We start from the raw sequence: 24,601 nt of genomic DNA, 5'->3' as shown, positions 1-24,601 counted from the left end.
TAAGAGACAGGGTCAGGGGAGGGGCTCGTCACGTCCTCCTGGGAGCCCTGAGTCCCTGTCCGGGCCCCCTGGCGACGCCTCGTGGACGTCGTGGGGGAGGGCGCTGGCAACGTCCTTGACGCTCGCTGGGGCCTGCGGTACATCCGGCCCGTTGGTTCGCGGTGGTAGCTCAGTTGGTAGAGCACGAGCTTCCCAAGCTCGGGGTCGAGGGTTCGAATCCCTTCCGCCGCTCACTCATAAAGGCCGGTAGTCCTTGAGGAAACTCGGGACTACCGGCCTTCGTGTTTCCGGGCCACAGGCCGCCTTGGGGCGGTGTCGCGAACCGCGGCTTTGCCCACGAAGTGGTGAGGACTCAACGGACCCGAGATGAGGCCGGCGGCATGGCGCGGCGCTGGTGGGCGGCCTGCCTGGCTCGGCCTCACTGGGAGCGCAGCGAGGGGGCCGGAAGGCCTGCCTTGGCCCGGACCCACTCGGCTTGTCGTTGAATGGGGCGCGGTCGCGGCGGACGATGCGCCTCATGTCCGAGCGCCCCTCTCCACCGCGACACTTCTCCGACGACCCCATCGAGAGTGAAAGTGAAGACTTGTTGGCGCGAACGCAGTTCGCACGACAGGTGGTCCAGGTCCTCTCGCGGGTCCAGTCGGAACAGTCCAGCTCCGTGCTGGCCCTGATGGGGCCCTGGGGCAGTGGCAAGTCCTCCGTGTTGAGGGTTGTCACGAAGCAACTCCAGGCACCCAAGAGCCCGTGGACCGTTGTTCACTTCAATCCCTGGGAGTTCTCCGGCGTCCAGACGCTCGCCTTCGCCTTCTTCGATGAGATTGCGAAGGTGTTGTACGACTTCGAGAACCAGACGGCCTTTGAGACGTTTCAGTCGTATGCCAGCAAGTTGCTCTCGTTTGGCGGCGCGGTGACCGACTCGCCGCTGATGGAGTGGATTGGCATCAATCCCGGCAAGCTCGCAGAGAGCGCGGCGAAGCTGTTGGCTCCCCAGCGCTCCGTCACGGAGCTGCGTGCTCGGCTTGAGACGGCGCTCCGTGAGCGGGCGCGTCCGACGCTGGTGGTGCTCGACGACGTCGACCGCCTCATGCCGAGTGAGCTTCTGATGGTGTTCAAGCTCATCCGACTGCTCGGGCGGCTTCCGAACATCTGCTACCTGCTCGCCTATGACGAGGCCACCCTTCTCTCGGTGCTCCAGGAGACCGAGCTGGCGCGCGGCAATGCGGAGCGCGCGCTGGCCTACCTGGAGAAGATCGTCCAGGTCCGGCTCGACCTTCCCATCGTCCACCAACGGCAGGCTCGGACGATGATTGACGAGTCCCTGCGCGCCCTGGCTCCGCCCCGGATGAGCGCCGAGGCCACGGATCGCGTGAAGCGCCTGTTCGACAGTCAGGTCCTTCGCAGGCTGACGGAGCCTCGCAGCATCAAGCGATTCTTCGCGCAGCTTCGCTCCTACCTGCCGCTGGTCACCGGGGAAGTCGACTTCGCCGACTTCATCGGCGCGACCTATCTACGGACCTACCATCCCTTGGTCGTTCGCGGGCTCTATCACCTCAAGGAGGAGCTGTTCGAGCACACGTACTCCGCCACCGCGACACCCGACGCGGCGACCTTTCTCGTCGGACACCGGCTGTGCGAGCCGAGAGAATCGGTCGAGGTCGGTCGCGTCCTTGCTCACCTCTTCCCGCAGGTCATCGGCCTCGATACGAGCATCGTCGAGCGCCACGCCGCCGCAACCCGGCGCATCGCGAGCAGGGAGTGTTTCGATCGCTACTTCTACTTCGGCATCCCCCCGGAGGCATTCTCGGACGAGAAGCTCCGAACGCATGCCAGCAACCTGGGTACGCCTCGGAACGCGGACGCGATGGCGGCGATCAAGGAGCACCTTGACGCGGACTTCGACCTGACGATTTCCCGTCTCCTTCAGCACGCGGATGGGCTCTCATCGGGGAACTGCGCACGCTTGTTGGCGCTCGTCAGCGCCAGGATTCAATCCATGCCACCGCATCGGATGAAGAAGGGGGCGCAACGGTATCTGCTGGGAGCCTCTCTTCTGGCGAAGTTGGACCGCGAGTCCGCGCGAACATTGCTCGCGGACCTCGCCCCAGCCGATGACAGGGACTACCTCCTGTACTCCGCCTGGCACCATCACGCACAAAGGGCCACGCCCGGCGCGCTTGCGTCCGAGCAAGGCGAGCCCACGGGGCTGGAGGAGGTCATCAATCCCGCGCTGTGCGCCTATGCTCCCCAACGGCTCGCACGGTTGCTGGCGGTCCCGCTCGAGGTGGCCGACGGGTCCATGGGCGTGCTGTTCTGCTGGAGTGAACTGGGAGGACGTGAGGACGTCCAGCGCTGGCTGGAAGAGAATATCGCCACCCCTTCAAGCGCCTGGACCCTGCCAGACCTCCTCGCCATCTGTGTTCCCGCGGATACGTCGAGACAGAATCGAGACAATGAAACCAGCCGTCTGCTCCTCTCGAGTCTGCGGGACATTCTCCCGGAGTCACTCCGAAGCGCCCTGGATGACATCGTCACCGATCTGACCTCCACGAAAGGGCCCGTATTCCTGAGGAATGAACTCCTCGGCGACGAACCAGAACGAATCGTCTGGGCAGCGTTCAGCCTGAATCAACTCTGAGCGCAATCGACGGCCCAGGGCGGCGGAGATTCCGCCGTGCTCGCTGGAGACACGGCGTTTGGCACCTGGATGTGCGCCCAGCGACGTGCCACGGTCCATGTCGACGTCTACGGTTCTTTGAGTGTCAGGGATTTCGATAAAGGGAGAGGTGTCATGGACATCAATGGGGCTTTGCAAGATGGGATGCTCATCGCGATCCGCGAGATCAAGGCGCAACTGGATGCCCCTCAGCCTCCCGAAAGGGTGGGTGACGCCAGATTCTCCCCCGACAGCCTCAGAGGCATGGCGCTCAAGGCGAAGAATCGCATCGGACTCAACGACGGGGTTCCGTACTCGGAAGCGCAGCAGAAGAAGCTACTGGAGACCTTTGGTGGCCTCCTGAATACCGTCACGAATACGCAGGCGTTCAAGGTCTCGAGTGGGCTGTCGAAGCAGAATGTGAGCCTGGTGCGAGACCTGGTCGCGATCTGCACGTTCATCCAGAACGGCATCCCTATCTACCCCTGTATGATCAATCTGCTTCAGACCCGGGAGCTCGCGTCCCCTGCGCGAATCGTGGCGGAGGAGGTGGATGTCACCGAGATGATACAGACAGAGGAGCGTCGGTTCTGGGTCTGGGACGGTCAGGACAAAAGGGTGAAAGCGGACGGCGATTATCCGTTCGTCGTCCCGCTGTCGTATCTCTGGAAGAGAGCCGTGAAGAGCAGTCCAGAGGCCGTCATGGGCGGCACGGTGGCGAATCCGAACCACGCGGAGGGGCACTCGGCCATCTCCACGAAGGATAAGCCGAGCAACAGGCCGACGAAGTCCGAGAAACCGGTGCTCTTTGCCGGCACGGCCAGGTTCGCCGACGGCTTCCTGGTCTACTGGGACAATGACTCGGGGCACTACACGCCAGGCAGTCTGGCAGGGGTCGGAATTGGCGCGGTCACGCGTGAGTTGCTGACGGAGCTGCGGTTCCCGTTTCCCATCGAGCGCTATCGAGACCACCAGTAGGCGCCGTGGTCGCAGCGGAGGGCGCCCGCAGCGGAATCTTCACGTATTCGTCGGGGCGCCCGGGAAGATTTCAAAATGCCTTCGTTCTGGGTCCGAGGCTGAAAACAGGGAGCTCGGCACGCTCCCTCCCGGCCATGGCGTGCCATTCCGGCACACCGACTTCTAGGGGGACCTGGACCATGAAACTCCGGACGCAAACCAAGCAGTGGCTGAGCAGCGCGCTCGCGGGAGCCCTGCTCCTGCCGGCGGCGGCGCTGGCGAATGAGACTCACGTCTACGGCATCGCCAACTTCGGCGGAGCCTCGCAGTGCTCGGGCTCGTCGCACTCCGTCCACACCCAGACGGCGGCGACGTTCGCGAATTACTTCAACTGGCTCAGGAGCCTCGGCCTCTGGTCGGACGTGCGCACGCACAACAACTCCAACGCGGCGCGGGACCTCTGGACGGACCCGGCCAAGGGCGCGGTGGGTGAGTCCAACGACGCCGCCATCAACGCCGGCGTGGACGACGCGGATGTCCTCTTCGTCCACACGCACGGCAGCCACAGTGTGTCGACGCCGCGCAGCTCACTCGTCATGGGCAGCAATGACCCTTCGTGCTCGGCGCGAACGAATGAGCACATGCGGTTGGGGAACGGGAAGTTGGACATCGCCGTCATCAAGGCGTGCCAGTCCGGCAACATCGAGGTCTGGGAGAAGGGGGGCTACCGCCAGCAGCTCGTGACGGCCACCAGCGGCTTCAGTGTCTGGAATGCCTTTCACGGGGACTCCTCGTGCGGCAACTTCGTGAAGGGCTACCTGGAGGACTACACGGCGAACTCGATGATGGATGGCGTGGGCGAGAACTGGATTGATGAGGCCTACGACTGGGGGCTCATCTATGACGACTGCCCCGTGTCCATCGTCTTCGGCGACACCAAGGCGAAGCGCAAGAGCATGTACGAGGCGGGCGGGTGGAGAGACCGCAAGAACACCGGCAGCAAGACGGGCTCCACCTACTTCTACGTGAGCGGCTGCAACCCGGACAACGGTCGCAAGCTGCCCTGAACGCATCGTTCTTCCACACCTTCCCTTGGACATCGAAACCATGAAGACCCAAATCATCCGATACCTGGCCGTCCTTCCGCTCACCGCGATGCTGGGCTGCGACAGCGTGACACCCCTGGCGGAGGAGCGCCCCGACACTCAGTCCGCGCAGGTCGCAAGGGCAGCGACCGCCGTCAGCTTTGAATTCGACACCTCCGGCATCGCGACGCCTCCGTCCGGTGGCCTGCCCACCCAGTTGCTGCCGGCCAACGCCTTCAACGACGCGATTCTCCAGCGGGGGCTGATTGGCACGACGGAGCCCTTCACCGTGGCGAGCGAGCTGGGCACTCGTCTTGAACTGGAGTCCGCGAACTGGAAGCTCGAGCGGGATGGTGCCTCGGGCCGTGCCCTGGTGCTGAACAAGGTGGAGAGCGGGCCCGCGACGAGGCTGGAGCCCGCTGTCTTGCAGCGCAACGCCCTGGCCCGGTTGCAGCGCTGGGGCATTCCCACCACAGAAGTGGGAGACGTCCGCCAGGTGGCGTCCTTCCTCCAGAGCGAGGACGTGGGCACCTACGAGCCCGCGGAGCTCCACCGGCACAAGACGTTCGTGCTGCGCGCCATCAATGGCATCCGTGTGCAGGGCCACCGCGCGGTGGTGACGCACGGCGTGGATGGCAGCTTCCAGCGAGCGCTCATCTCCTGGCCCGCGCTGGCCCGTGAAGGCCACCTCCTGCGGACCCGGCTGAGCACGGCCGAAATCGAGCGGAAGGCCACCGAGGCTCTCGTGGCCGAGGAGCTGACGACGGGGCGGGTGCGGCTTTTCTGGAAGTACGTGCCGAACAGGCTCACCGATGGGAGCTGGGCGCTGACACTCCAGGTGGGCGCCGCGCTGGCCTCCGTCGCCACGGAGACGCACACCGAGGAACCGCGTGTGATTGATGTGGATGTGAACGCGGTCCCGTAGTCGCGCGCTTCCCGGCACCGCCGCCTCCGGTCAGGGATGCCGAGAGACATCGAGAAGGAGTCGTCGCCCGCCTGCAGGTGCGAGCCCGCGGGCAGGCACGGTCGGGCCTCTGGCTACCCCTTGAAGACGTGCTCGCGGTGCCACTTCAGGTAGCTGGGGTGGGGCCGCCACTCCTCGCGCCGGGGGAGCCGCAGCTGCCGGTTCGAGTGGATGAGCCGGCCCACGTCCTCGGGTACGCCGCTGCGCGCGAGGAGGATGCGGTAGTCCTCGCCGACGGAGAGCAGCCCCCGGTCGAAGAGCCAGTGGGCCGTGCCCGTCAGCGCGAGGCCGTTGCGCACGGAGTCCGGCCCCTGGTCTGCCACGGGCTGTATGTGGGCGGCCTGGACCTCGGGGCGACCGCCGCCGTTGATGAGGCGCAGCCCCGAGACGGCGCATGTCTCCGAGTAGGCTTGGCGGACGCGGCGCCGGAAGGAGGCCTCGCGGAAGGGGCGGTGGATGACCTGCTCGATGATGGGGCGCTCGGCGTAGACGGGCGGTGGCTCCTCGACGCCGGTGGGCGTGCGCTCCCATGTGGCCAGCTCGCGCATGAAGCCCGCGTGGAGGATGGCCTCGAACTCGTCGTCGCTCAGGGGGCGGACGGAGCGGCCGAAGGCGCCCTTGTTGGTGCTGCCATCCGCCTTCTTCAGCCTGGCTTCGTAGTAGTGCGCCCCCTCGCTGAACGGCACTGCGTGTTCGAACTCGAGGAAGGAGTCGATATGGGCGTAGTAGTGGCCCGCCTTTGCCGGGTCCTCTTCGATTCGAAGCACTCGGGCGACGGCGAAGTATGACTGGCGACCGGTCCGGCTGCTGGCGCCCTCGGTGCGGCGTGGCTCGTAATAGACGATGAAGTCACCGACGGCGGCCTTCACCTCGTTCAGGTACGTCTTCGGGAAGTGGTAGCGCACCTCCGGCTGGTCGTCGTACGCCGAGCTCTCCGAGGTGGTGAAGGCGGCCTTCGTCATGACTCCATGCCCGTGCTGGTCCGGCACCAGGTTAGAGCCATGTCCGGGGGAATGCACGCCGGCCACCTATCGACGACAGTTCGTATTCGTCCGGCGAACGCCGTACGGCGGGGCCTTGAGATGATTGAGCGGGGCAGGTCATCTCTCGACGTGACACAGACCTCACGTTGAAGGTGAGGGCGCCAGGATGCGAGGGCGCATAAGAGGGAAGGCCGCAAGTGCCCCAGTGTTGCCCCTACAGCGGGGCTGAGCACGGGACAAGACGGGGCGAGACGGGATGGGGCGGCACAAGAACCGACGTGAGCTAACTGCGATTGCGGGTAACAGCGCGTCCTGCTGGAGGCTTCCTATCGCCCTGCCCACGGGTTCAAGTCCCGTGGTCCTTGAGGCGGGCGCCCGTGCGAGGCGCCCGTCGGAGTGGTGGGTCGATGAGGCTAGTGCGGGGCGTCGTGGCCGCGCGCGGCCCGGCGACGTCGCAGGGGGCCTCCCATCAGGAACAGCAAGCCCCAGAGCAGCGGGCTCGTCGGGCTCGTGGAGCATCCACCGCCCTTCGGCTCGTCGCGCGTGATGTCCGGTTCGTGTCCCGCATCAGCCCCACCTGGGCCCGCATCGGGGGACACGGCCCCTGCATCCGGGACTCCGTCACCCGCGTCGGAGGACACAGCCCCCGCATCCGGAAATCCGTCACCCGCATCCGGGGACACTGTACCGGCGTCGGAAGGCTCCTCTCCTGCGTCCGTTGCCTCCGGACCGGAGTCGGGCGTGTGCGCTCCCGCGTCGGGAAGCGTGGTGCCTCCATCCTCGTCGGACGAGGGAGGGCCGAGCACCGTCACCCGCATCTCACAGGTCGCGGTATTGCCCGCGCCGTCCCGGGCGGTGAACACCACGGGCGTCGTCCCCACGGTGAACCGGGTGACGGAGCGGGGCAATGAGGTCACCTCGACCTCGGAGACGTCATCCCATGCCTCCGCCATGCCGAATTCGACATAGCGCATGGCTCGGCCTCCCGCGTCCACCACCACGTCCGCCGGGCAGGTGATGGAAGGGGGGACCGTGTCGAAGTGCTCGGGGCCCACGGCCCACAGCTCACGTCCTCGCTCATCCAGGTCGGCGGTGAAGTAGAGATGGTCGCCGGCGGGCATGAAGGACCGTGGCGTCGAACCTGGGTCCCCGGGCTGCACATCCGCGAGCCTGTGAGTCCCGGCCAGCGTCCCATCCGTCGTCCAGGGCTCGAAGCCCGACACGCCATCCCAGGCGGAGAACACGAGCCGGTTCCCCAAGGCGCGCAGTTGCTCGGGATTGGAGCCCGTGGGGCCTGGCTGGACATCCATCACCAGGGTCGTTCCCGCCACGGTGCCGTCCGTCTTCCACAGCTCCCAGCCGGTGGTGGCATCCTTCGCGGTGAAGTAGGCGAGGGTGCCAGCCACCACGGGGCGTTCTCCCGACAGGGTGAGGCCGGAAGGGCTGATGGCGACCGTGCCCGCCGCCGTGCCATCGCTCGCCCAGATGCGCCCCTCGACGTGGGCCACGAGGCGTCCGCCGATGAGCGACAGGGCAGGGCGGCTGATATCCGACGACGTGTTGAAGGAGGTGACGGGCGCTGTCCCTTCCGCTGTTCCATCGCTTCTCCAGAGGCCGCGGACGTTGGCCGTCGTCGACGAGGCCAGGAAATAGAGCGACCCGTTCGATTCGACGAAAGAGAACGCGGGCATGTCGCCCAGCGGATGGAGGACCTCGAGTGGCCCCGTCCCCACGGGCGTCCCGTCACTCTTCCACAGCGTGGACTGAAGGCCCGCGCCCACGCCGAAGAAGAGCGAGCCGCCGAAAGTCCCCAGCGGACCGAAGCGCTTGCCGCTGGCGGTTCCCAACTCGGCGACACGCTCGGCGCCTGTTCCCGCCGCACCGACCCGCCAGAGCGCCACGGCGCCATCGGCGCTCGCGAGGAAGTACAGCCACTCGCCCAGGGCCACGGGCGAGCCGACGAGCTCGCCCCCTGTCACCCGCGTCTGGCTTCCCGGCGTGAGGCCCGAGGACCAGATGGTCCAGGCCGCGCCGTCCCGGGCCGTGAAGTACACGCGGCCGCGGAACGCCGTCAGCGCGAAACGCTGCTCGGAGGTGACCTTTCCGCCCGGATCCAGGTCGGAGATTCGCACCGTCCCACTGCGTGTGCCCTGGCTCTTCCAGAGTCGGAACGTGTCGAGCGTGCCTTCCTGTGCCCAGAACACGAGGGTGCCATCCACATCGGTCAGGTGCTGCGGATGCGATGGAGTGGAGGCTGCGGTGACATGCTTCACGGGGACCGCGCCACCCGGCGTCCCGTCCGTCACCCAAAGCCAGGTGCCCGAGTGGGTGCGGTTGTTCCCATCCACGTCGGCGTAGAAATAGATGCGCCCGTCATCCCAGCCCGCGATCTCTGCCATCGAGTCGAGCGGGCCGGGTGCGACGTCCTTCACCATGAAGGTCCCCTCCTCGGTTCCGTCGCTCGTCCACAGCTCGACACCGTGCTCGGGCGTCTGTCCCTGGAAGTAGAGGCGGAGACCGACGACCCAGAGGCCGCTGACCACGCCGCGTCTCGGGCCTGGGTTGATATCCTTCACCCGGTACGTTCCCGCCGTCGTGCCGTCGCTGCGCCACACCTCCGTGTCCCAGAGCGTGGTGGTGGGGTCGTCTTCGGTGGGGCCTGGAATCGTCGTATAGCCCGAGGTCGCCACGAAGTAGAGAATGCCATTCATGTTCCGGAACGAGTGGAGATAGGACCCGGTGGTGCCCGGGCAGATATCCTTCACGAGCACGGTTCCCGCTTCCGTCCCGTCACTCTTCCAGAGCTCTACATTCTCTTCCTGATCGACTCCCGTGAAGTAGAGGGTGCCGTCGATTCGCACCATGGAGCTGCTGGCGGGCATGCCGGTGTATTGCCAGTTGGGGATGCCATTGAGAGGGCCCGGGTTGATGTCCTTCACGAGCGTCGTTCCCGTATCCGTTCCATCCGTTCGCCAGAGTTCGTGGCCGCGGGTGGGATCCGACGCGAACATGTAGGCGTACTGTCCGAGAGGCAGGAACGCCTGCATGCCATAGGGCGTCTCGCCATGGAGGGCCAAGGAGGTGCCGGCGGGAGTGAAATCGGTCCGCCACAAACGGCGGCGCGGCACGCCGGCCTGAGAGGCGGTGACGTACCTCACGCCCGCGAGCTCGAACGAGCCGCTGCCGAAGCTCACCCTGTTCGCGCTCCCCGAGGAGTCTGTCAGCAGGTGACTCCCCCCGGGCGTTCCATCCGTGGCCCAGAGCTCGCCCTGCCCTTGAGAGCGATTCACCACGAGGAGCGCCTGGTCGTTGAAACCGAAGCCCGGGAACACCGCCGAGCTTCCGTACTCCTCTCCTGTCAGCAGCTCCCTCACCTTGACGGTGCCCGCCGCCGTGCCATCCGTCTTCCACAAGGCCAAGTCCGAGGCGATTCCTCCTGAGAAATAAGGTCCGTCCCCCGCGAGGAAGAGCAGGTTCCTTCCCAGGACTGTCATGTCGCCCAAGTAGGCGCTGTCAGGGCCGACCGCGATGTCCTTCATCACGCGGGTCCCTTCCCGGCTTCCGTCGCTGACCCAAAGCTCTTTTCCGTAGGGAGAGCGGGCCGCCGCGAAGAGCATCACCTCCGTGGCGTACGCGGGATACGTATACGTCCAAGGCATGGCGCGACGCTCCTGGAACTCCAGGGGCACTTCGCCAATATCTCTCACCGGATACGCTGGCCAGGAGTCCGGACGTGATTGCAGCCGTGATTCCATATCGGGTGAGTTGCGCTCGACCGGCACCCCGCCCTCCGACATCACCGGACCACAACTCCCCGCCAACACCCACAGCGCACCCCACAGCGCTCCATTCGGTCTCATGCACGCATCTTCGTGAATTGACGCGCGCGTGACGAGCCCTCCGCTTTTCATCGCGTCGAACATGACGCCGAGTCCTCGGCTCTCACCGCTCCCCGTGCGAGAAGGAGTCATCCCAGATATCTGCCATCACGAAGTCGGCGGAGACGACCCAAGGGGGCCTCGTACTTCAAGCCCAGGGCTCACCATCGGTTGTCATGGAAGAACCCGCCCCTCCACGGGGAGGTGTTCTCCCCATCGGCCCTGGGCCGCGCGCGAGAAGAACACCGTCCCGCGCGTGGCCCTCCGCCTCGGCTACTCGCCCTCTTCGATGGTGAGCTGGTACGAGTCCTGGAAGTTGGCCTCGCCGCTCTCCCAGCCGCACGAAGCGCTGCTTCGCCACGAGCTGCTTCCCTCCGGCGGCGTCTTGTCCCTCCTCGAGGAGGAACACCGAGTCCCCATAGGGCGCGAAGAGCACTGCAGTGGCGGAGATGGCCACCACCGGGTTGCGCTCCTCGGCGAGCACGACGAAGTGGGCGAACATTCCCGGCAGCAACCGCCCATCCGCGTTCGGTATCGTGACGCGCATGCGCACGTTCCGGGAGGACTGCTCCACTTCGGGGTTGAGGGTGGTCAGCACTCCCGCCCACGCGTGCTCGGGGAAGACATCCACGCGAACGCGCACCTGCTGACCCAGCTTCACCTCCGCCAACGCCTGCTGCGGGAGGTGGAACTCCACGAGCACCGGGTCCATGGAGTGCAACGAGGCGATGGGGGCCTCCCGGGGACAGCACCTGTCCCAGGTCCACCTGCCGGATGCCGATGCGGCCATCGAAAGGCGCGCGGATGACCTTCTTGGCGATGGTGGTTCGCAGGTGCGCCACCACGGCCTCCGTCTGGACGGCCCGCGCCAGGGCGGACTCGAGGTCCGCCTGGGTGATGGCCCCCTGGGCATGGAGCATCTTCATGCGGGCTCGTGTCAGCCGGGCCAACTCCGCGTCCGCTTCGGCGCCCGTGAGTTGAGCCGCCTCGCTGGACGTGTCGAACTGGACGAGCACCTGCCCTTTCTTCACCCACGCGCCATTCTCGAAGCCGATGTCGCGGACGATGCCGGACACCTCCGCGCCCAACGTCACCCCGCGAACCGCGAGCACCGTGCCCACCGCCTGCTGGGATGCTTGCCAGTCGGTGGCCACCACCGGCGCGGATGTCACTGCTTCAGGGGACGGAACGAAGGAGGCCCCCGCCTGAATCATCGCGGCAATCTGCGCGCCCTTGATGCCGGCCAGCACGGCGACGACCCCCAGCAACAGCAGGATGCCCAGGACTCAGCGCCCGCGACGGGCTCCAGGCCGCACAGAGGAAGGTAAAGCTTCGCCGGCACGCGCTGCATGCATAGAGGAGCCCCGGAAGGGAGGGAGAGGAATTGCGCAGCGTGTAACCGATTCAACGACGACTCGCGCTCTTGGAAATACATTTTGGCTGTGATCACCGGCGTGGCGCTGAAATCGGGCGAGAAACGTTCACGACCGTCTTGAAACCATTTGGGGACTGTGAACAGCCGACGGGCGCGGCCTGGTGTATCTGAGAGGAATTGAGCGCCGCCGAAACCCTCTTGGAGTGTTTCGCGTCTGTGATTGCGCGAATGCCCCGACGCCTCGAAGTCACCAGCACTGGCGGCAGGGAAGTGTCGCACGCGCATATCTCGCCAGCACCCGCGAGCAAGTGGTTGAGGCCGCTCGGGATTACCAACGTTGGCTCCTGCCGGAAGAGCCTTCCGGTCCAGACGGAGCTGATCGATGAAGACACACGGGTATCTCCTGACGCTCCTGGGAGCGCTGGCTTCTGGCGCCCTCCCGGGATGTGCGGCGACGCCTCCTGATGAGGACGAGACGCCGCCCGAGGCGCTCGTGTCCGAAGCTGGAACTTCCTGGGAGCCCTGCGGTTCCACCGCGCGCCGGGTGAAGGACATCGCCCCTGGCGCGCCGGGCTCGGAGCCACGCGAGCTGGTGCATGGACCGGGGATGCTGTTCTTCACCGCGGACGACGGAAGCACCGGCCGCGAGCTGTGGCGCAGCAGTGGCGAGGCTCAGAAGACGGTCCAGGTGAAGGACATCCTCCCGGGCGGAGCGGGCTCGGAGCCTCGCTTCCTCACCCTGTGGGACGGGGTGCTCTACTTCTCCGCCGATGATGGCGAGCATGGCCGCGAGCTGTGGCGCAGCAACGGCACGGCGAAGGGAACGTGGAGGGTGGCGGACGTGCTCCCCGGCGCTGCCAGCTCGAACCCTGAGGACCTGGTCGTCTTCAAGAACAGGCTCTACTTCTCCGCGATGCAGGCGGACGGCCTGCGCACGCTGTGGCGGAGTGACGGCACCGGGCCTGGCACCCATCTCTTCGGGGACTTCACCCTGACGCCCATCCGCGACAGCCCACGCCTGGTCCCGATGGGCGATGAGCTCTTCTTCGTCGCCGCCGACGCTGACTCCCTCGACTCCCTCCTGTGGAAGACCGACGGGAAGCCCGGCGGTTTCACCTTCGTCCTCTCCCTCGCCGAGGATCTCTTCTTCCGCGCCCTCGTTCCGGTGGGCGACCACCGCCTGTTCTTCTCGTTCGAGGAGGATGTGATCGGCGGCTTGGTGGTGACGGATGGGACTCCAGGAGTGTCGAAGAATCTCCGCTCCTTCGAGGTCCACCCCACCGAGCTGACCGTGGTGCACAAGCGGCTCTTCTTCAGGGCCGCCACGCAGGGTGAAGACACCTCCGCCCCCCCCGACGACCCCCGCTCCGGGACCGAGTTGTGGGTGAGCGACGGGACACCGGGGGGCACGCGGCAGGTGGTGGACCTCCGTCCGGGCCTGCTGGGCTCGGGCCTGTCGGACCTGGAGGCGATGGGGGGACGGGTCTACTTCTCCGCCGACGACGGACAGACCGGCCGCGAGCTGTGGACGAGCGATGGCACCGCGGTGGGAACCTTCCTGGTGAAGGACCTCGAGCCCGGGCCGGGGGGCTCCTCTCCTCGGGAGCTGAAGGCCATCGAAGCAACGCTCTTCTTCAGCGCGGAGACCTCCGGACATGGCCGCGAGGTCTGGCTGAGCGATGGCACCTCGAAGGGAACGCGGCGGCTCCACGACATCGCGCCTGGCGGGGCTTCCGCGGCCCCGCGCTCATTCGTGCGCTCGGGCTGGGATGTCTTCTTCGTGGCCGACGACGGAACCACCGGCCCCGAGCTGTGGGCTCTGCGCTTCCGGCCCCATGGGCAGTGCAAATCCAACCAGTGAGGCGGAGCCCGCGTCGCGTTCTCATCCATCAGAATCAGGAGGCGCTGGTTCAGCTCCATGTGTCAGGGAAGTGCCTGTCCATCCAGCCCTTGAACTGCTCCATCGACTCGACGGTCTGCTGCGCTCCTGAAACCGGGTCGTAGAGCGACAATGACCGTCCTGTCGCGAGCCTGCGGGCGAGAACCGTCAGTCTTCCCAGCAACCAGGACATGGGGGTCGCGGCGTTGTAACCGTATGCACCATCAAACTCGACGAAGAGGTCCCGGTCGACACGACCCGTCTCAACCAGGGCCCGGTCCCGCTGGGCCAGAGTGCGATGTCCACTCATCCTGCGTCCTCCGTTTAGCGGTCCCGTCCGCGCCTTCGCACTGTCGCAGGCCAATGATGTGCCTCTGCAGGAGGCGACTCAGCGATGGGAGCTGGGCGCTCACACTCCAGGTGGGCGCCGCGCTGGCCTCCGTCGCCACGGTCGATTCACACGACCCCGACCCGCGTCACCCAACTGGCGATGTATGTCTTGAGGAACCCGACGAACTCGTCAGCGCCCTCGGGCAGCGAACGGCCGCGCTGGGTGATTTGGTGGAACTCCATGCTCACGACGGGGTCGACGAGCCGGGACATCACGACCTCGCGGTTCTTGCACAGGGGCAGGCCGAACGAGGGGATGATGGCGACGCCTTCGTCTGCTTCCACGAGCGCGACCTGGGTGTCGAGGAGGTTCGCGACGCCACCCGTTTCGAAGCGGACGCGCGACTTCGCGAGCTGCTGGTCGATGAGCTGTTGGTGCGAACTCGAGGGGGAGAGGACGATGAGGGTCTCTCCCTCGAGGGCTGACCACGGCACGTCGGGCCCGGTGGCGGCGCCGTGGCGACGTGCGCGGATCAGCACCAGCGAGAAGCGGAAGAACGGCACGCGCTGCACGCCGGGGACGCTCTTGAAGAGGCCGACGCCCAGGTCGAGCTGGCCCGCCTGTACCTGACGCAGGACCGTGTCCTGGTCGGCGTCGAACAGGCGCACCCGCAGCTCGGGCCGGAGGCGACGGTACTCGCGCATCGCCTGCGGCAGGATGTTGGCCGCGACGAGCGGTGTCGTGCCCAGGGAAACGGCCTGTTGCCGGCCCCGCGCGCTGCGTCCGACACGGGCCATGGCTTCATCGAGCTCCACGAGATGCCGGCGCGTTGCATCCAGCAGGTCGGCGCCGTGCCGCGTGAGCTGGACCTGCCGTGTCGTGCGGTCAAACAGGCGATAGCCAAGCTGGTTCTCGAACTCGCGGATCAACACGCTCAGGCCCGATGGCGTGATGAAGAGCGCCTGGGCCGCGCGCGCGAAGCTGCGGTGCTCGGCCACGAGATGGAAGGCTCGCAGCTGTCGAGAGGTGAATTCCATTCATGATGTTTAGTCATGAATCGACGAGAATTCCGAGCTGGTTGTTGAGAGTGCCGCCCCGTACTTTGGGTTCATCAAGGGAGGCACTCATGGTGCAGGAGACGAAGCAGACGGGTGTGCGGAACGTGGTGCTGGTGCATGGCGGTTTCGTGGACGGCTCGGGCTGGCAGGGGGTCCACGCGGAGCTCCGGAAGCGGGGCTACTCGGTCACGGTGGTGCAGAACCCCACGACGTCGCTGGCCGACGACGTCGCTGTGACGAAGCGCGCGCTGGCCACGCTGGAGGGGCCGGCGATTCTCGTCGGGCATTCCTACGGCGGTGTCGTCGTCACGGAGGCGGGGAATGACCCCAAGGTCGCGGCCATCGTCTATGTGGCTGCCTTCGCTCCGGACGCGGGCGAGTCGGTCGCGGCGCTCATCAAGGACCCGCCGCCGGGCGCCCCGGTTCCCCCCATCCTGCCGCCCCAGGACGGCTTCCTCTTCCTCGACAAGGAGAAGTTCGCGGCGTCGTTCGCGGCGGATGTGGCGCCGGACGTCGCGTCCTTCATGGCGGACTCGCAGGTACCTTGGGGCGTCAACGCGCTCGCGGGAGCCGTGGGGAAGCCGGCCTGGAAGGCGAAGCCGAGCGTGTACATCGTCGCGACAGAGGACCGCATGATTCCGCCCCAGGCCCAGCGAGCGATGGCCGCGCGCGCGGGCTCGCGTGTGGTGGACGTCAAGGGGAGCCATGCCGTGTACGTCTCGCAGCCGGTCGAGATCGCCACGGCGATTGAGCAGGCGGCGCAGACGACGCGCGGTTGAGCTTCGACGACGTATGGGCCAGCAGGGCACCGACCCACTGGCCTCCGAGCGGTTGCCTCAGACCTGGATGGTGAGGACGTAGGGGCCAATCCTGAACGAGCGCTGGTCGACGCGCAGGGTGTCGCCACCCCGGTATTCGTCGCCCGAAGCGGCTGTCACCACGGCGTCTTCATCCAGGACCAGGACGAAGCGGTGGTATCCCCCGGGATACCACCGTGCGTGGTGTGCGGTGACCGCTGGATCGGGCAGGCACACGTCACAGTCCGCGGCCGAGCCGATGCTGACGCCCGTCTCCCGGGAGCAGCGCTGCTCCAGGTTGTCGACGAACCGGGACTCGACGTTCCCGGTGCGAGTGTCCTCGATGACGATCTCGAGTGTGCTCATGCGTGCCTCTGTACCAGTGGCCACGCGCCGGCTTTGCCGGCTACTCGCCCTCTTCGACGGTGAGCTGGTACGAGTCCTGGAAGTTGGCCTCGCGGTTCTTCGCGTCACGCACCTCGAAGATGTAGACACCGGGCTCCGCGCTGTACCGGATGCTCTCCGGCTGGTCGCCCTTGGCGCGGTCCGCTGTCTGCACGAGCGACAGCTTCCCATCCGGCTGCACGCGGTGCAGGTACAGGCCCACGTCGACCTTGAGGATGCCCAAGAGCGTCGCCCTCAGCGGCGTGCGCACCGGCCGGTCCGACAGGTCCACGCGGTAGTAGTCCGAGTCCTTCACCGGGAACACCGTGCCGCGCACCGCCTTGCCAAGCGCGAGCTCCTGCGCGCGGTCCACCGTGTTGTTCGGCTCGCGCTCCTCGCCACCGTTGTCCGGCACCGTGGAGACGCTGATGCGGTAGGGCTGCTCCGCGTTCTCGAAGTCCTTCACCCACTTGCCCTCCACCTTGCGCGACGCGCCCTCCACGCGGAAATAGCAGCTCCCGCTGCACGCGACGTTGTTGAGGCGCTCAGGCTCCTTGAGCGCGCCGTCATTGGCTCGCAGGAGCACGGTCTCCGTCTGCCCATCACCCTGGGCTGGCTCCACCATCGACAGCACCAGGTCCAGCCGCTCCACGCCGGACAGCTCCACCTTCGCCAGCACCGGCTCCGTCGTGCGCAGCACGAAGTGGTCCACGTCGCCCTTGGGCGCCAGGAACCCTTCGCGGTACCCACCCGCCGTCAGCGGCGTGGCCTTGTGCAGCTCGTCATTGGGCTCCAGCTCCGCGTTCGCTCCGGCCTCCTCCTGCGTCACGGTGAGCGTGTACGGCGTGCTCGCATTGAACGTGCGGCGCGCTTCCTTGCCCGCCCCCGTCCAGCCGCCCTTCACCACCACGTAGACGACCCGGTCCGTCGCACGCACCCCGATGTTGCGCAGCGACAGGGCCTCGCCCTCCTTGCCACGCAGCGAGAACAACGGCGCCTCGGCCGCGGACAGCACCGAGATTTCCGGCCGCACGCCCTCCACCGCGGACAGGTCGATTTTCAGCGCCACCGAGGGAGGCTCGGGCGGAGGCGCCGCCACCCCCGCATCCGTGATTTGCGCCACGCCCGTCTCCGGAGTCGGCGCGGCGGCGGGCTCACCTCCACCGAACGTGCCCGTGGGGGAGGGGGGCGTGTCCAGAGGAGCCGCACCTTCCTCGGGCGTCCCCGTGGCCGCGCCGCTCTCGGAGCCAGGCACCGGGCTCGGGGGAGGCGTTGCTCCCTGGGTGGGCGCTTCCCCTGGAGCCGATGCTCCGGGGGGCACCGTGCCCTCGGCACCCGAGTCCGCGTCGTTCGCCGCGGGCGCGCTCGTGGGCGCGGCGGTCTCCGGCAGCTCCACCCGGTACCAGTCCTCGTCGCCCGCGTGGCCCAGGAATGCCGTCACCGTCTGGCCCAGGGGGAGCGCAATCGCGTCCACGGCCCTGTCGTTGGGCTCGTGCTCCTCGCCGTCATTCGCGGCGCGCATCTTCACGCTGAGCGTGTAGGCCCCGCCCACGCCCTTGCGCGCGGGCGCCACGCGCACCCAGCGCTCGCCGTCCACGTAGAGGTTGGGGAAGCGCTCCGGCTTGCCATCGCCCTCGCTGTTGATGGAGGCCAGCCGGTTGCGGTCCCGGTCATAGACCTCCAGGGTGATGTCTCCGCCGGGCAACCCGGACACGGTGACGTCCGCCACGCGGGGGGCAGGGGGCGCGAGCCGATACCAGTCCTCGTCCGCCTTGTTCGGCTGGGCCGCCAGGTCCGCCGTCACCGTGCTGTCCCGCGTAATCGTCAGGGCCTGCTCGGGCCGCTCGTTGGGCTCCTGCTCCGTGAGGGCGGATGGCCCCGTCTCCACGGGCCCCGCGTCGGGCACCTCGCTCGGCTTGTCGTCCTTGCAGGCGACCAGCGTCGCGGCCAGCACACAGACCCACCCCCAGCGTCGCATCACGTTTTCTCTCCGCATCGGGCCGCATCACTTCCCCGCGGCGTCCGGGTGTCAAGCACCCCAACACCCGGGCCCGTGCTTTCATCCGTGACGAAAGGCCCACCCCGGGCCCCTCCAGACGGCCTTCCCGGTCGGGGACTGGAGCCACCCTCACGGTGCGATCAAAGATGGGCGCATGAGCCGCCTCCCCCTCGCCTTGTTGCTGCTCGCCTCCGCTGCCCCCGCCGCGTCCAACGCCCCGCCGGGGTATGCCCAGGCCGCCGACTACCTGGAGCGCGAGCGCCAGCCCGAGCGTTACTCGCCCCTCCACCTGCTCGACGGTCGCGACTCCACGGCCTGGTGCGCCACGGGCGCCACCCCGGCCCCCGTCACCATCGGCTTCAAGGACGTCGTCACCATCGACGAGGTGCGCGTCTACACCGGTGATGGGACGGACAAGGCCTCGTACAAGGCCCACGCCCGCGCGAAGAAGCTCACCCTCACCAGCGTGGACTCCGCCAAGAGCCTCAAGGTGGAGGACAAGCGCGGCCTGCAGGTCGTCCCCATCAGCCCGTCCCTGAGGGGCAACCGCTTCACGCTCGAGGTGGCGGAGCGCTTCCCGGGTTCCGGCGAGGCCGCCCCTGTCTGCGTCACCGATTTGATCTTCTACTCAGGGGGCAAGGCGCTCAACGGGACGTGGCTCGCGCCGCGCCTGCGCTACGACTCGCGCCTGGCGCCCCTGTTGGGGACGTGGTTCAGCGGCCTGGACGGCGCCCCGGACCGCTTCCTCTCGTTCTACGTCGACGGGACGTACCGCTTCGCCCACGAGCCGCTGGAGGGCGGTGAGCCGAGCGCCGTGACGGGCACCTATGCCCTGTCGGGTTCTCGACTCACGCTGGAGGTGCCCAAGCGCGGAAAGGTGACGGCGCGCCTCCAGAAGGCCGCCCCGGAAGGGGCCACCTCGGCTGGAGCCACACTGGAACTCGACGGCGCGGTGGCCGAGGAGTGGGGCCGCGCCTTCCGCGGCCAACCCTGAACCGGCTGCGACTGCCCGGTGGGTCGTCTAGAGGGAGGCCGCCTTCTTCTTGCCACCGAAGTGGCGGAAGAACGCGATGATCTCCTCGACGGCGACCTTCACATCGGTGGCGTCCTCGAACTCCGACTCCAGGAAGATGCCACCGCAGGATTCGCAGGTGTCGTAGTGCAGGGGATGCTGGCGGTCGCCGCCATCCACGCGGACCAGATCGACCAGACATTCAGGGCACTGACCGGTCAATGCCTGTGCATCTACCTTGCCGCCCTGGCTCTCCAGCCCGGGGAGGTTGTTGTGGAGGAGGACCCGGTTCAGGTCCGCGACGTCAATCCACAGTCCGCCGCAATCTCCACACCTTCGCAACGTCTGGTCATCCCCCTCGAGATCAACCATCTCGACGTTGCAGCTGGGGCAATCCATGGCGCGGGTCAATCTCCTTCAATGGGGGACACACGTCCCCAGTGGTTCGGAGAATGATAGGTCGTGCGAATTTTGGGATGCAACCCGGGTTGCCGCTTCTGTTGGCAACGCGCCTTCTGGGGTCGTTCGGCCCCGTGTCCCTCGGTCCCTCAGGCCTTCGCTTTCACGCGCCGGATGTCCGCCCCCAGGGCACGCAGCTTGCGCTCCAGGCGCTCGTAGCCGCGGTCCAGGTGGTAGACGCGGCTGACGTCCGTACGCCCCTCGGCGCGCAGGCCCGCCAGGATGAGCGAAGCGCTCGCCCGCAGGTCTGTCGCCATGACGGGGGCGCCACTGAGGGTCTTCACGCCCTTCACCACCGCCGTGTGCCCCTGAACAGTGATGTCCGCCCCCAGTCGGTGCAGCTCCGGAACGTGCATGAAGCGGTTCTCGAAGATGTTTTCGCTGATGACGGATGTCCCATGGCTCACACACATCAGCGCCATGAGCTGCGCCTGCATGTCGGTGGGAAACCCAGGATGTTCGGTGGTGGTGATGTTCACCGAGTTGAGGGTGCGAGGGGCCTTGCAGCGCAGGCCCCCGGCCTCGGCGGTGAGGGTGCACCCGGCCTCGCGCAGCTTGTCGATGACGGCGTCCAGGTGTTCAGGGACGGCGTGTTTCACCAGGACGTTGCCGCCGGAGATGGCCGCGGCCACCAGCAGGGTGCCCGCTTCGATGCGGTCCGGGAGGATGGCGTGGTCCACGGGCGTGAGGCCCTCCACGCCTTCGATGGTGATGATGGACGTCCCGGCGCCTTCAATCCGGGCGCCCATCTTGTTGAGCACCCGGGCCAGCTCCTCGATTTCGGGCTCGCGCGCGCAGTTCTCCATCACGGTGCGGCCCTTGGCCAGCACGGCCGCCATCAGCACGTTCTCCGTGCCGGTGACGGTGATGACGTCGAAGTTGACGGTGCCGCCCTTGAGCTGCTTCGCCCGGGCCTCCACGTAGCCTTCCGTCAGGGTGATGTCCGCGCCCAGGGCCTTGAGGCCCTTGAGGTGCTGGTCGATGGGGCGCGCGCCGATGGCGCACCCGCCGGGCATGGACACCCGCGCGCGACCGAAGCGCGCGACGAGCGGGCCCAGCACCAGCACGCTGGCGCGCATCGTCTTCACCAAATCGTACGGGGCCTCCGGGGTGATGGCCCCGTTGACGCCCACCTCGCACACGTCCTTCTTCCGGCCGGTGAGCCGCTCCGCGTCGCAGCCCATGGTGCGCAGCACCTTGAGCATGGTGACCACGTCAGCCAGGTCCGGCACGTTGCGGAAGGTGGAGGTGCCATCCGCCAGCAGCGCGGAGGCGAGGATGGGCAGCGCCGCGTTCTTCGCGCCCGAGACGACGACCTCGCCGTGCAGCTCGGCGCCGCCCTTCATCACAATCTTGTCCATGCTGTTTCCGGCCCTCAGCCCTGTGGCCCGCTGGCCGCGGGCTGTGTCCCAAATGCCATGCGCTCCCGCCGCTCCAGGTCCTTCTCCACCCGCGCGTCCTCGTAACCGGCCGCGCGCAGCAGCTCCAGGACCGCGGCGCCCTGCGTCTCACCCATCTCCAATGCAAGGAGGCCGCCAGGCTCCAGCCACTTGCGCGCCTCCGTCACCACCCGCCGGAGGGCGACCAGGCCGTCCTTCCCGCCGTCGAGCGCCAGCCTGGGCTCGCGCCGCACCTCCGCGGACAGGCCGGGAATCTCGTGCGAGGCGATGTAGGGAGGATTGGAGACGATGACGTGGAAGCTCGCGTCGGCGGGCAGCGGGGAGAACAGGTCTCCCTGGAGCACCGTCACCCGCTCGGAGACCTTGAGCGTCTCCGCGTTCTCACGCGCCAGGGCGCACGCATCCGGAGACAGGTCCGTGGCCGTCACGGCGAGCTGGGGGCGCTCTGCGGCGAGGCTGATGGCGATGCAGCCGGAGCCCGTGCACACGTCGAGCGCGCGAGCAGGCGAGTCCTTGGGCAGCACGCGCAGGGCCGCCTGGACGAGCAGCTCCGTCTCCGGCCGGGGGATGAGGACGCGGGCGTCCACCTTGTAGGCGCGGTTGTAGAACTCGCGCGTACCGGTGAGGTACTGCGTGGGCTCTCCCGCCAGGCGCCGTTCAATCAACGCGCGGAAGGCGGTCAGCTCCTCCTTGGACAGGGGGCGGTCCAGGTCCACGTACAGTCGCACGCGCCCCGTCTTCAGCACGTGAGACAGGAGGATTTCCGCCGTGAGTCGCGGCGCATCCACCTGCCGCTTCTCGAAGTGCTGTGTCGTCCAGGTGAGGACCTTGCGGATGGTCCAGGTCTCGCTGCTCATGCTTCGGACTGGGGCCTCGGGCCGCCCATCTGAGCCTTGAGCGCCTCCGCCTGGTAGAAGGTCCGACAGGCGGTGATGATGTCCTCGATGTCGCCCATCATCACGGCGGGCAGGTTGTGCACCGTGAGGCCGATGCGGTGGTCCGTCAGCCGGTCCTGCGGGAAGTTGTAGGTGCGGATCTTCTCGCTGCGGTCGCCGGTGCCCACCTGCGAGCGGCGCGTGGAGTCGCGCTCGGCGCGGATGCGCTCCTGCTCCATCTCGTAGATCTTCGCGCGCAGCATGCGAAGGGCCATGTTGTAGTTCTTCAGCTGGCTCTTCTCCTGCTGGCACTTCACGACGATGCCCGTGGGCCGGTGGGTGAGGCGCACCGCGGAGTCCGTGGTGTTGACGCTCTGCCCGCCCGCGCCCGTGGAGCGCATCGCCTGGCGGTCGATGTCCGCCTCGTTGAGCTTCACGTCCACTTCCTCCGCCTCCGGCATGACGGCCACGGTGATGGTGGAGGTGTGGATGCGGCCCTGCGTCTCCGTCGCGGGCACGCGCTGGACGCGGTGCACGCCGGATTCGTACTTCAGGTTGCTGAAGACGGCGTCGCCGGACAGCGTCACGGTGGCGTCCTTCACCCCGCCCGCGTTGCCCGCGCTCATGTCGATGATGTCCGACTTCCAGCCCCGCTGATCCGCGTACCGGAGGTACATCTGCATGACCTCCTCCGCGAACAGCGCCGCCTCGTCGCCGCCCGCGCCCGCGCGAATCTCCAGGATGACGTTCTTCTCGTCATTTGGATCCTTGGGCAGGAGCAACAGCTTGAGGCTGCTCTCCAGGCTGTCGCGCTGCTCCTTCAGTCCGGGCAGGGCCTCGCGCGCATAGCTCTTCTCGTCGGCGCTGCCGGCGTCGAGCCACACATCCACTTCCTTGAGGTCGGCGAGCACCTGGCGGTACGTGCGGAACGTGTCCACCAGCTTCTCCAGGCCCGCCCGCTCCTTGGAGACCTTCTGAAGCCTCGCCGAGTCGGCGAGGACGTCGGGGTTCGACAGGTCCGCGGTGAGGCGTTCGAACCGGCGCTCGACGTCTTCAAGTTTGTCAATCATCGTCGTTCCAGGGGGTATTGCCCCTTTGTCCGGCTGCTGGCAAGGGAGGACGGAGTCAAGAAATTCCTTGGCCGCTCGGGCGGTAGCATGAAAGAAGGGCCGCCCTCACCGCCGGATCCACTTGGCGGTCGGTTTCACATCACCACACGGAGTCCTTCCACATGCCCGCCCAGAAGGGAAATCGTTCCAAGAAGAAGGTCGCCAACCGTGCCAAGGGCCGGAAGGCCCAGCTGAAGCGCCGCCGTAGCCGCGCCAAGAAGGGCCAGTCCAACAACAAGGTCTGACGCTCCGGTTACTCCCTCCCGCCAGTCGCGGGGGAGGGAGACGGCCTTGCCCACGGCTCCAGCTCGGGGAGCATCCGCTCCACCCCCGAAGAGCTGTTGGCCAGCAGTCGCAGCACCTCCTCGGCCGCCTCCCCGGTGACGGGCACGGGCTGGAAGGGGAGCTCCGGGAAGCGGTCCGTGCGCAGCGGCAAGACCTCGCTGGAGAGGTAGCCCCCCGGACCGAAGCGGCCCTTCCACAGGGCACCCCGCTTGTCGCGCGGGTTCCAGTTGCCTCCGAAGACGAAGTTGCCCAGCGAGTAGACGACGGGCGCCCCCCGGTGCAGCTCCATCGCCTGGAGCACGTGGGGGTGGCTGCCCAGCACGCCCGCCGCGCCCGCGTCGATGGCGGCGTGGGCCAGTCGCACCTGGTAGGGCTCCGGCACGTAGGTGCCCTCGCGGCCCCAGTGGAAGAAGGGCAGCACCACGTCCGCCTGATGCTTCGCGGCGAGGATGTCCTCGCGCAGCATGCGCTCCATCACGTCCACGTCGGAGAAGTGGCCGGCGACCCCGGGCGTCGTCTCCGTGGCGTAGACCTCTGGCGGCTCGATGTTTCGCTCGCCCAGGAAGAAGTACCCCAGGAGGGCCACTTTCACGCCGCCCACGGTGATGACAGCGGGGCGGCGCGCCTCGGCGAGCGTCCTGCCCGCGCCGAAGTAGGGGATTCGGGCGGCCTCCAGCGTCACCAGCGTGTCCACCAGCCCCTGGGCGCCGTAGTCCATGAGGTGGTTGTTGGCCAGGCTGACGACGTCCACGCCGCCGGCGACGAGCGCTCCCACCAGCTCCGGCCGGGCGCGGAAGTTGAAGTTCTTGGCCAGCTTCTCGCCGCCCTCGGTGAAGGGGCACTCCAGGTTGACGACGAAGAGGTCGGCCGCGTCACCCAGGGCCCGGACTTCCTTGAAGCCGTAGGCGAGCATCTCCTCGCGGGAGCGGCCCTTGGCCACCTGGTCGTCGAAGTACTTCTGGTGGTTGTGACCCAGCGTCACGTCCCCGCCGACCACCAGGGTGATGGGGCGAACGGGGGGCCCGGCGTCCGGGAGGCCGGCCAGCGGATCGGTCGCTTCCCGGCTTTCGGGAGGCCCTGCGTCCTCTGGAGAACGGGGCTCCACGGAGGGGGGAGGG

The 24,601-nt window shown here is 67.4% G+C and carries 20 protein-coding genes, 1 tRNA gene and 1 pseudogene; 9 read left to right on the top strand and 13 right to left on the bottom strand.

Going from position 1 to position 24,601, the window contains the following annotated elements; all coding sequences use genetic code 11:
• The first annotated feature begins 158 nt into the window (after positions 1 to 158).
• The 5 genes from FJV41_RS32905 (at position 159) to FJV41_RS32885 (ending at position 5,620) form a co-directional block, all read left to right on the top strand.
• Positions 159 to 231, top strand: a tRNA-Gly gene (locus FJV41_RS32905).
• A gap of 286 nt (positions 232 to 517) precedes the next feature.
• Positions 518 to 2,635 (top strand): KAP family P-loop NTPase fold protein, encoded by a 2,118-nt coding sequence (locus FJV41_RS32900; protein ID WP_181791096.1) that lies wholly within the window; start codon positions 518 to 520, stop codon positions 2,633 to 2,635.
• A gap of 153 nt (positions 2,636 to 2,788) precedes the next feature.
• Positions 2,789 to 3,631: a hypothetical protein gene (locus FJV41_RS32895; protein WP_141646552.1), complete on the top strand. Its 843-nt coding sequence runs from the start codon at positions 2,789 to 2,791 to the stop codon at positions 3,629 to 3,631.
• A 179-nt stretch (positions 3,632 to 3,810) separates the two neighbouring features.
• Complete coding sequence (locus tag FJV41_RS32890; protein WP_141646551.1) at positions 3,811 to 4,677, top strand: DUF6345 domain-containing protein; 867 nt, start codon at positions 3,811 to 3,813, stop codon at positions 4,675 to 4,677.
• Between the two features lie 40 nt (positions 4,678 to 4,717).
• Complete coding sequence (locus FJV41_RS32885; protein ID WP_141646550.1) at positions 4,718 to 5,620, top strand: hypothetical protein; 903 nt, start codon at positions 4,718 to 4,720, stop codon at positions 5,618 to 5,620.
• 113 nt (positions 5,621 to 5,733) lie between these two features.
• Here FJV41_RS32885 and FJV41_RS32880 read toward each other — a convergent pair whose 3' ends face one another.
• From FJV41_RS32880 to FJV41_RS54030, 4 genes and pseudogenes are all read right to left on the bottom strand, one after another.
• Positions 5,734 to 6,621: an HNH endonuclease gene (locus FJV41_RS32880; protein WP_141646549.1), complete on the bottom strand. Its 888-nt coding sequence runs from the start codon at positions 6,619 to 6,621 to the stop codon at positions 5,734 to 5,736.
• A 434-nt stretch (positions 6,622 to 7,055) separates the two neighbouring features.
• Positions 7,056 to 10,502 (bottom strand): ELWxxDGT repeat protein, encoded by a 3,447-nt coding sequence (locus FJV41_RS32875; protein ID WP_181791094.1) that lies wholly within the window; start codon positions 10,500 to 10,502, stop codon positions 7,056 to 7,058.
• A gap of 166 nt (positions 10,503 to 10,668) precedes the next feature.
• Positions 10,669 to 11,232, bottom strand: coding sequence for an efflux RND transporter periplasmic adaptor subunit (locus FJV41_RS54035; protein ID WP_246137572.1), 564 nt, complete (start codon positions 11,230 to 11,232; stop codon positions 10,669 to 10,671).
• A 67-nt stretch (positions 11,233 to 11,299) separates the two neighbouring features.
• Positions 11,300 to 11,734: pseudogene (locus FJV41_RS54030) on the bottom strand (efflux RND transporter periplasmic adaptor subunit); the annotation flags it as partial.
• A 543-nt stretch (positions 11,735 to 12,277) separates the two neighbouring features.
• On the opposite strand from FJV41_RS54030, the gene FJV41_RS32865 reads away from it, so the two are divergent.
• On the top strand, positions 12,278 to 13,756 hold the full coding sequence (locus FJV41_RS32865; RefSeq protein WP_141646547.1) for an ELWxxDGT repeat protein: 1,479 nt from the start codon (positions 12,278 to 12,280) through the stop codon (positions 13,754 to 13,756).
• Positions 13,757 to 13,805: 49 nt separating this feature from the next.
• Here FJV41_RS32865 and FJV41_RS32860 read toward each other — a convergent pair whose 3' ends face one another.
• Together FJV41_RS32860 and FJV41_RS32855 are read right to left on the bottom strand one after the other, a co-directional pair.
• Positions 13,806 to 14,084 (bottom strand): hypothetical protein, encoded by a 279-nt coding sequence (locus tag FJV41_RS32860; protein WP_141646546.1) that lies wholly within the window; start codon positions 14,082 to 14,084, stop codon positions 13,806 to 13,808.
• Between the two features lie 146 nt (positions 14,085 to 14,230).
• Entirely contained in the window at positions 14,231 to 15,142 is a 912-nt protein-coding gene (locus FJV41_RS32855; protein ID WP_141646545.1) for a LysR family transcriptional regulator, read from the bottom strand.
• Positions 15,143 to 15,231: 89 nt separating this feature from the next.
• Between FJV41_RS32855 and FJV41_RS32850 the strand changes: the two genes are divergently transcribed.
• Positions 15,232 to 15,942, top strand: a complete 711-nt coding sequence (locus tag FJV41_RS32850) for an alpha/beta hydrolase (RefSeq protein ID WP_141646544.1) — start codon at positions 15,232 to 15,234, stop codon at positions 15,940 to 15,942.
• Between the two features lie 57 nt (positions 15,943 to 15,999).
• Here FJV41_RS32850 and FJV41_RS32845 read toward each other — a convergent pair whose 3' ends face one another.
• Together FJV41_RS32845 and FJV41_RS32840 are read right to left on the bottom strand one after the other, a co-directional pair.
• The gene (locus tag FJV41_RS32845) at positions 16,000 to 16,326 is read right to left on the bottom strand and encodes a hypothetical protein (RefSeq protein ID WP_141646543.1); all 327 of its coding nucleotides are present in this window, start codon (positions 16,324 to 16,326) and stop codon (positions 16,000 to 16,002) included.
• 40 nt (positions 16,327 to 16,366) lie between these two features.
• Positions 16,367 to 18,322: an ABC transporter substrate-binding protein gene (locus tag FJV41_RS32840; protein WP_141646554.1), complete on the bottom strand. Its 1,956-nt coding sequence runs from the start codon at positions 18,320 to 18,322 to the stop codon at positions 16,367 to 16,369.
• Between the two features lie 175 nt (positions 18,323 to 18,497).
• Between FJV41_RS32840 and FJV41_RS32835 the strand changes: the two genes are divergently transcribed.
• Positions 18,498 to 19,337 carry an NADase-type glycan-binding domain-containing protein gene (locus FJV41_RS32835; RefSeq protein WP_174453588.1) on the top strand — a complete coding sequence of 280 codons (840 nt, stop codon included), beginning with the start codon at positions 18,498 to 18,500 and terminating at the stop codon, positions 19,335 to 19,337.
• Between the two features lie 27 nt (positions 19,338 to 19,364).
• On the opposite strand, the gene FJV41_RS32830 is transcribed toward FJV41_RS32835, so the two are convergent.
• The 4 genes from FJV41_RS32830 to prfA all read right to left on the bottom strand — a co-directional run bounded on the left by FJV41_RS32830 (position 19,365) and on the right by prfA (position 23,159).
• Positions 19,365 to 19,754 carry a zf-TFIIB domain-containing protein gene (locus FJV41_RS32830; RefSeq protein ID WP_141646542.1) on the bottom strand — a complete coding sequence of 130 codons (390 nt, stop codon included), beginning with the start codon at positions 19,752 to 19,754 and terminating at the stop codon, positions 19,365 to 19,367.
• Positions 19,755 to 19,903: 149 nt separating this feature from the next.
• Positions 19,904 to 21,175: a UDP-N-acetylglucosamine 1-carboxyvinyltransferase gene (gene murA / locus FJV41_RS32825; RefSeq protein ID WP_141646541.1), complete on the bottom strand. Its 1,272-nt coding sequence runs from the start codon at positions 21,173 to 21,175 to the stop codon at positions 19,904 to 19,906.
• Between the two features lie 14 nt (positions 21,176 to 21,189).
• Entirely contained in the window at positions 21,190 to 22,071 is an 882-nt protein-coding gene (gene prmC, locus FJV41_RS32820) for a peptide chain release factor N(5)-glutamine methyltransferase (RefSeq protein WP_141646540.1), read from the bottom strand.
• Complete coding sequence (gene prfA / locus FJV41_RS32815; protein WP_141646539.1) at positions 22,068 to 23,159, bottom strand: peptide chain release factor 1; 1,092 nt, start codon at positions 23,157 to 23,159, stop codon at positions 22,068 to 22,070. The genes prmC and prfA overlap by 4 nt, the downstream gene beginning before the upstream one ends.
• 161 nt (positions 23,160 to 23,320) lie before the next feature.
• On the opposite strand from prfA, the gene FJV41_RS54695 reads away from it, so the two are divergent.
• Complete coding sequence (locus FJV41_RS54695) at positions 23,321 to 23,443, top strand: hypothetical protein (protein ID WP_013941470.1); 123 nt, start codon at positions 23,321 to 23,323, stop codon at positions 23,441 to 23,443.
• A gap of 8 nt (positions 23,444 to 23,451) precedes the next feature.
• On the opposite strand, the gene FJV41_RS32810 is transcribed toward FJV41_RS54695, so the two are convergent.
• Complete coding sequence (locus tag FJV41_RS32810; protein ID WP_438616769.1) at positions 23,452 to 24,588, bottom strand: CapA family protein; 1,137 nt, start codon at positions 24,586 to 24,588, stop codon at positions 23,452 to 23,454.
• Positions 24,589 to 24,601: the final 13 nt, after the last annotated feature.

It is taken from the genome of Myxococcus llanfairpwllgwyngyllgogerychwyrndrobwllllantysiliogogogochensis (assembly GCF_006636215.1).
GTDB lineage: Bacteria > Myxococcota > Myxococcia > Myxococcales > Myxococcaceae > Myxococcus > Myxococcus llanfairpwllgwyngyllgogerychwyrndrobwllllantysiliogogogochensis.
The sequence above is the reverse complement of the archived record's forward strand: the minus strand, read 5'-3'. Positions and strand labels throughout refer to the sequence as shown.

What these genes read in the sequence shown, in the direction of transcription:
- FJV41_RS32895 (WP_141646552.1), top strand. Translation starts at nt 2,789, where the DNA reads ATGGACATCAATGGGGCTTTGCAAGATGGGATGCTCATCGCGATCCGC.
- FJV41_RS32830 (WP_141646542.1), bottom strand. Translation starts at nt 19,754, where the DNA reads ATGGATTGCCCCAGCTGCAACGTCGAGATGGTTGATCTCGAGGGGGAT.
- FJV41_RS32845 (WP_141646543.1), bottom strand. Translation starts at nt 16,326, where the DNA reads ATGAGCACACTCGAGATCGTCATCGAGGACACTCGCACCGGGAACGTC.
- FJV41_RS32850 (WP_141646544.1), top strand. Translation starts at nt 15,232, where the DNA reads ATGGTGCAGGAGACGAAGCAGACGGGTGTGCGGAACGTGGTGCTGGTG.
- FJV41_RS54035 (WP_246137572.1), bottom strand. Translation starts at nt 11,232, where the DNA reads ATGGACCCGGTGCTCGTGGAGTTCCACCTCCCGCAGCAGGCGTTGGCG.
- FJV41_RS32865 (WP_141646547.1), top strand. Translation starts at nt 12,278, where the DNA reads ATGAAGACACACGGGTATCTCCTGACGCTCCTGGGAGCGCTGGCTTCT.
- prfA (WP_141646539.1), bottom strand. Translation starts at nt 23,159, where the DNA reads ATGATTGACAAACTTGAAGACGTCGAGCGCCGGTTCGAACGCCTCACC.
- murA (WP_141646541.1), bottom strand. Translation starts at nt 21,175, where the DNA reads ATGGACAAGATTGTGATGAAGGGCGGCGCCGAGCTGCACGGCGAGGTC.
- FJV41_RS32835 (WP_174453588.1), top strand. Translation starts at nt 18,498, where the DNA reads ATGAGCCGCCTCCCCCTCGCCTTGTTGCTGCTCGCCTCCGCTGCCCCC.
- FJV41_RS32900 (WP_181791096.1), top strand. Translation starts at nt 518, where the DNA reads ATGTCCGAGCGCCCCTCTCCACCGCGACACTTCTCCGACGACCCCATC.
- prmC (WP_141646540.1), bottom strand. Translation starts at nt 22,071, where the DNA reads ATGAGCAGCGAGACCTGGACCATCCGCAAGGTCCTCACCTGGACGACA.
- FJV41_RS32890 (WP_141646551.1), top strand. Translation starts at nt 3,811, where the DNA reads ATGAAACTCCGGACGCAAACCAAGCAGTGGCTGAGCAGCGCGCTCGCG.
- FJV41_RS32885 (WP_141646550.1), top strand. Translation starts at nt 4,718, where the DNA reads ATGAAGACCCAAATCATCCGATACCTGGCCGTCCTTCCGCTCACCGCG.
- FJV41_RS32880 (WP_141646549.1), bottom strand. Translation starts at nt 6,621, where the DNA reads ATGACGAAGGCCGCCTTCACCACCTCGGAGAGCTCGGCGTACGACGAC.
- FJV41_RS32840 (WP_141646554.1), bottom strand. Translation starts at nt 18,322, where the DNA reads ATGCGACGCTGGGGGTGGGTCTGTGTGCTGGCCGCGACGCTGGTCGCC.
- FJV41_RS54695 (WP_013941470.1), top strand. Translation starts at nt 23,321, where the DNA reads ATGCCCGCCCAGAAGGGAAATCGTTCCAAGAAGAAGGTCGCCAACCGT.
- FJV41_RS32860 (WP_141646546.1), bottom strand. Translation starts at nt 14,084, where the DNA reads ATGAGTGGACATCGCACTCTGGCCCAGCGGGACCGGGCCCTGGTTGAG.
- FJV41_RS32875 (WP_181791094.1), bottom strand. Translation starts at nt 10,502, where the DNA reads ATGAGACCGAATGGAGCGCTGTGGGGTGCGCTGTGGGTGTTGGCGGGG.
- FJV41_RS32855 (WP_141646545.1), bottom strand. Translation starts at nt 15,142, where the DNA reads ATGGAATTCACCTCTCGACAGCTGCGAGCCTTCCATCTCGTGGCCGAG.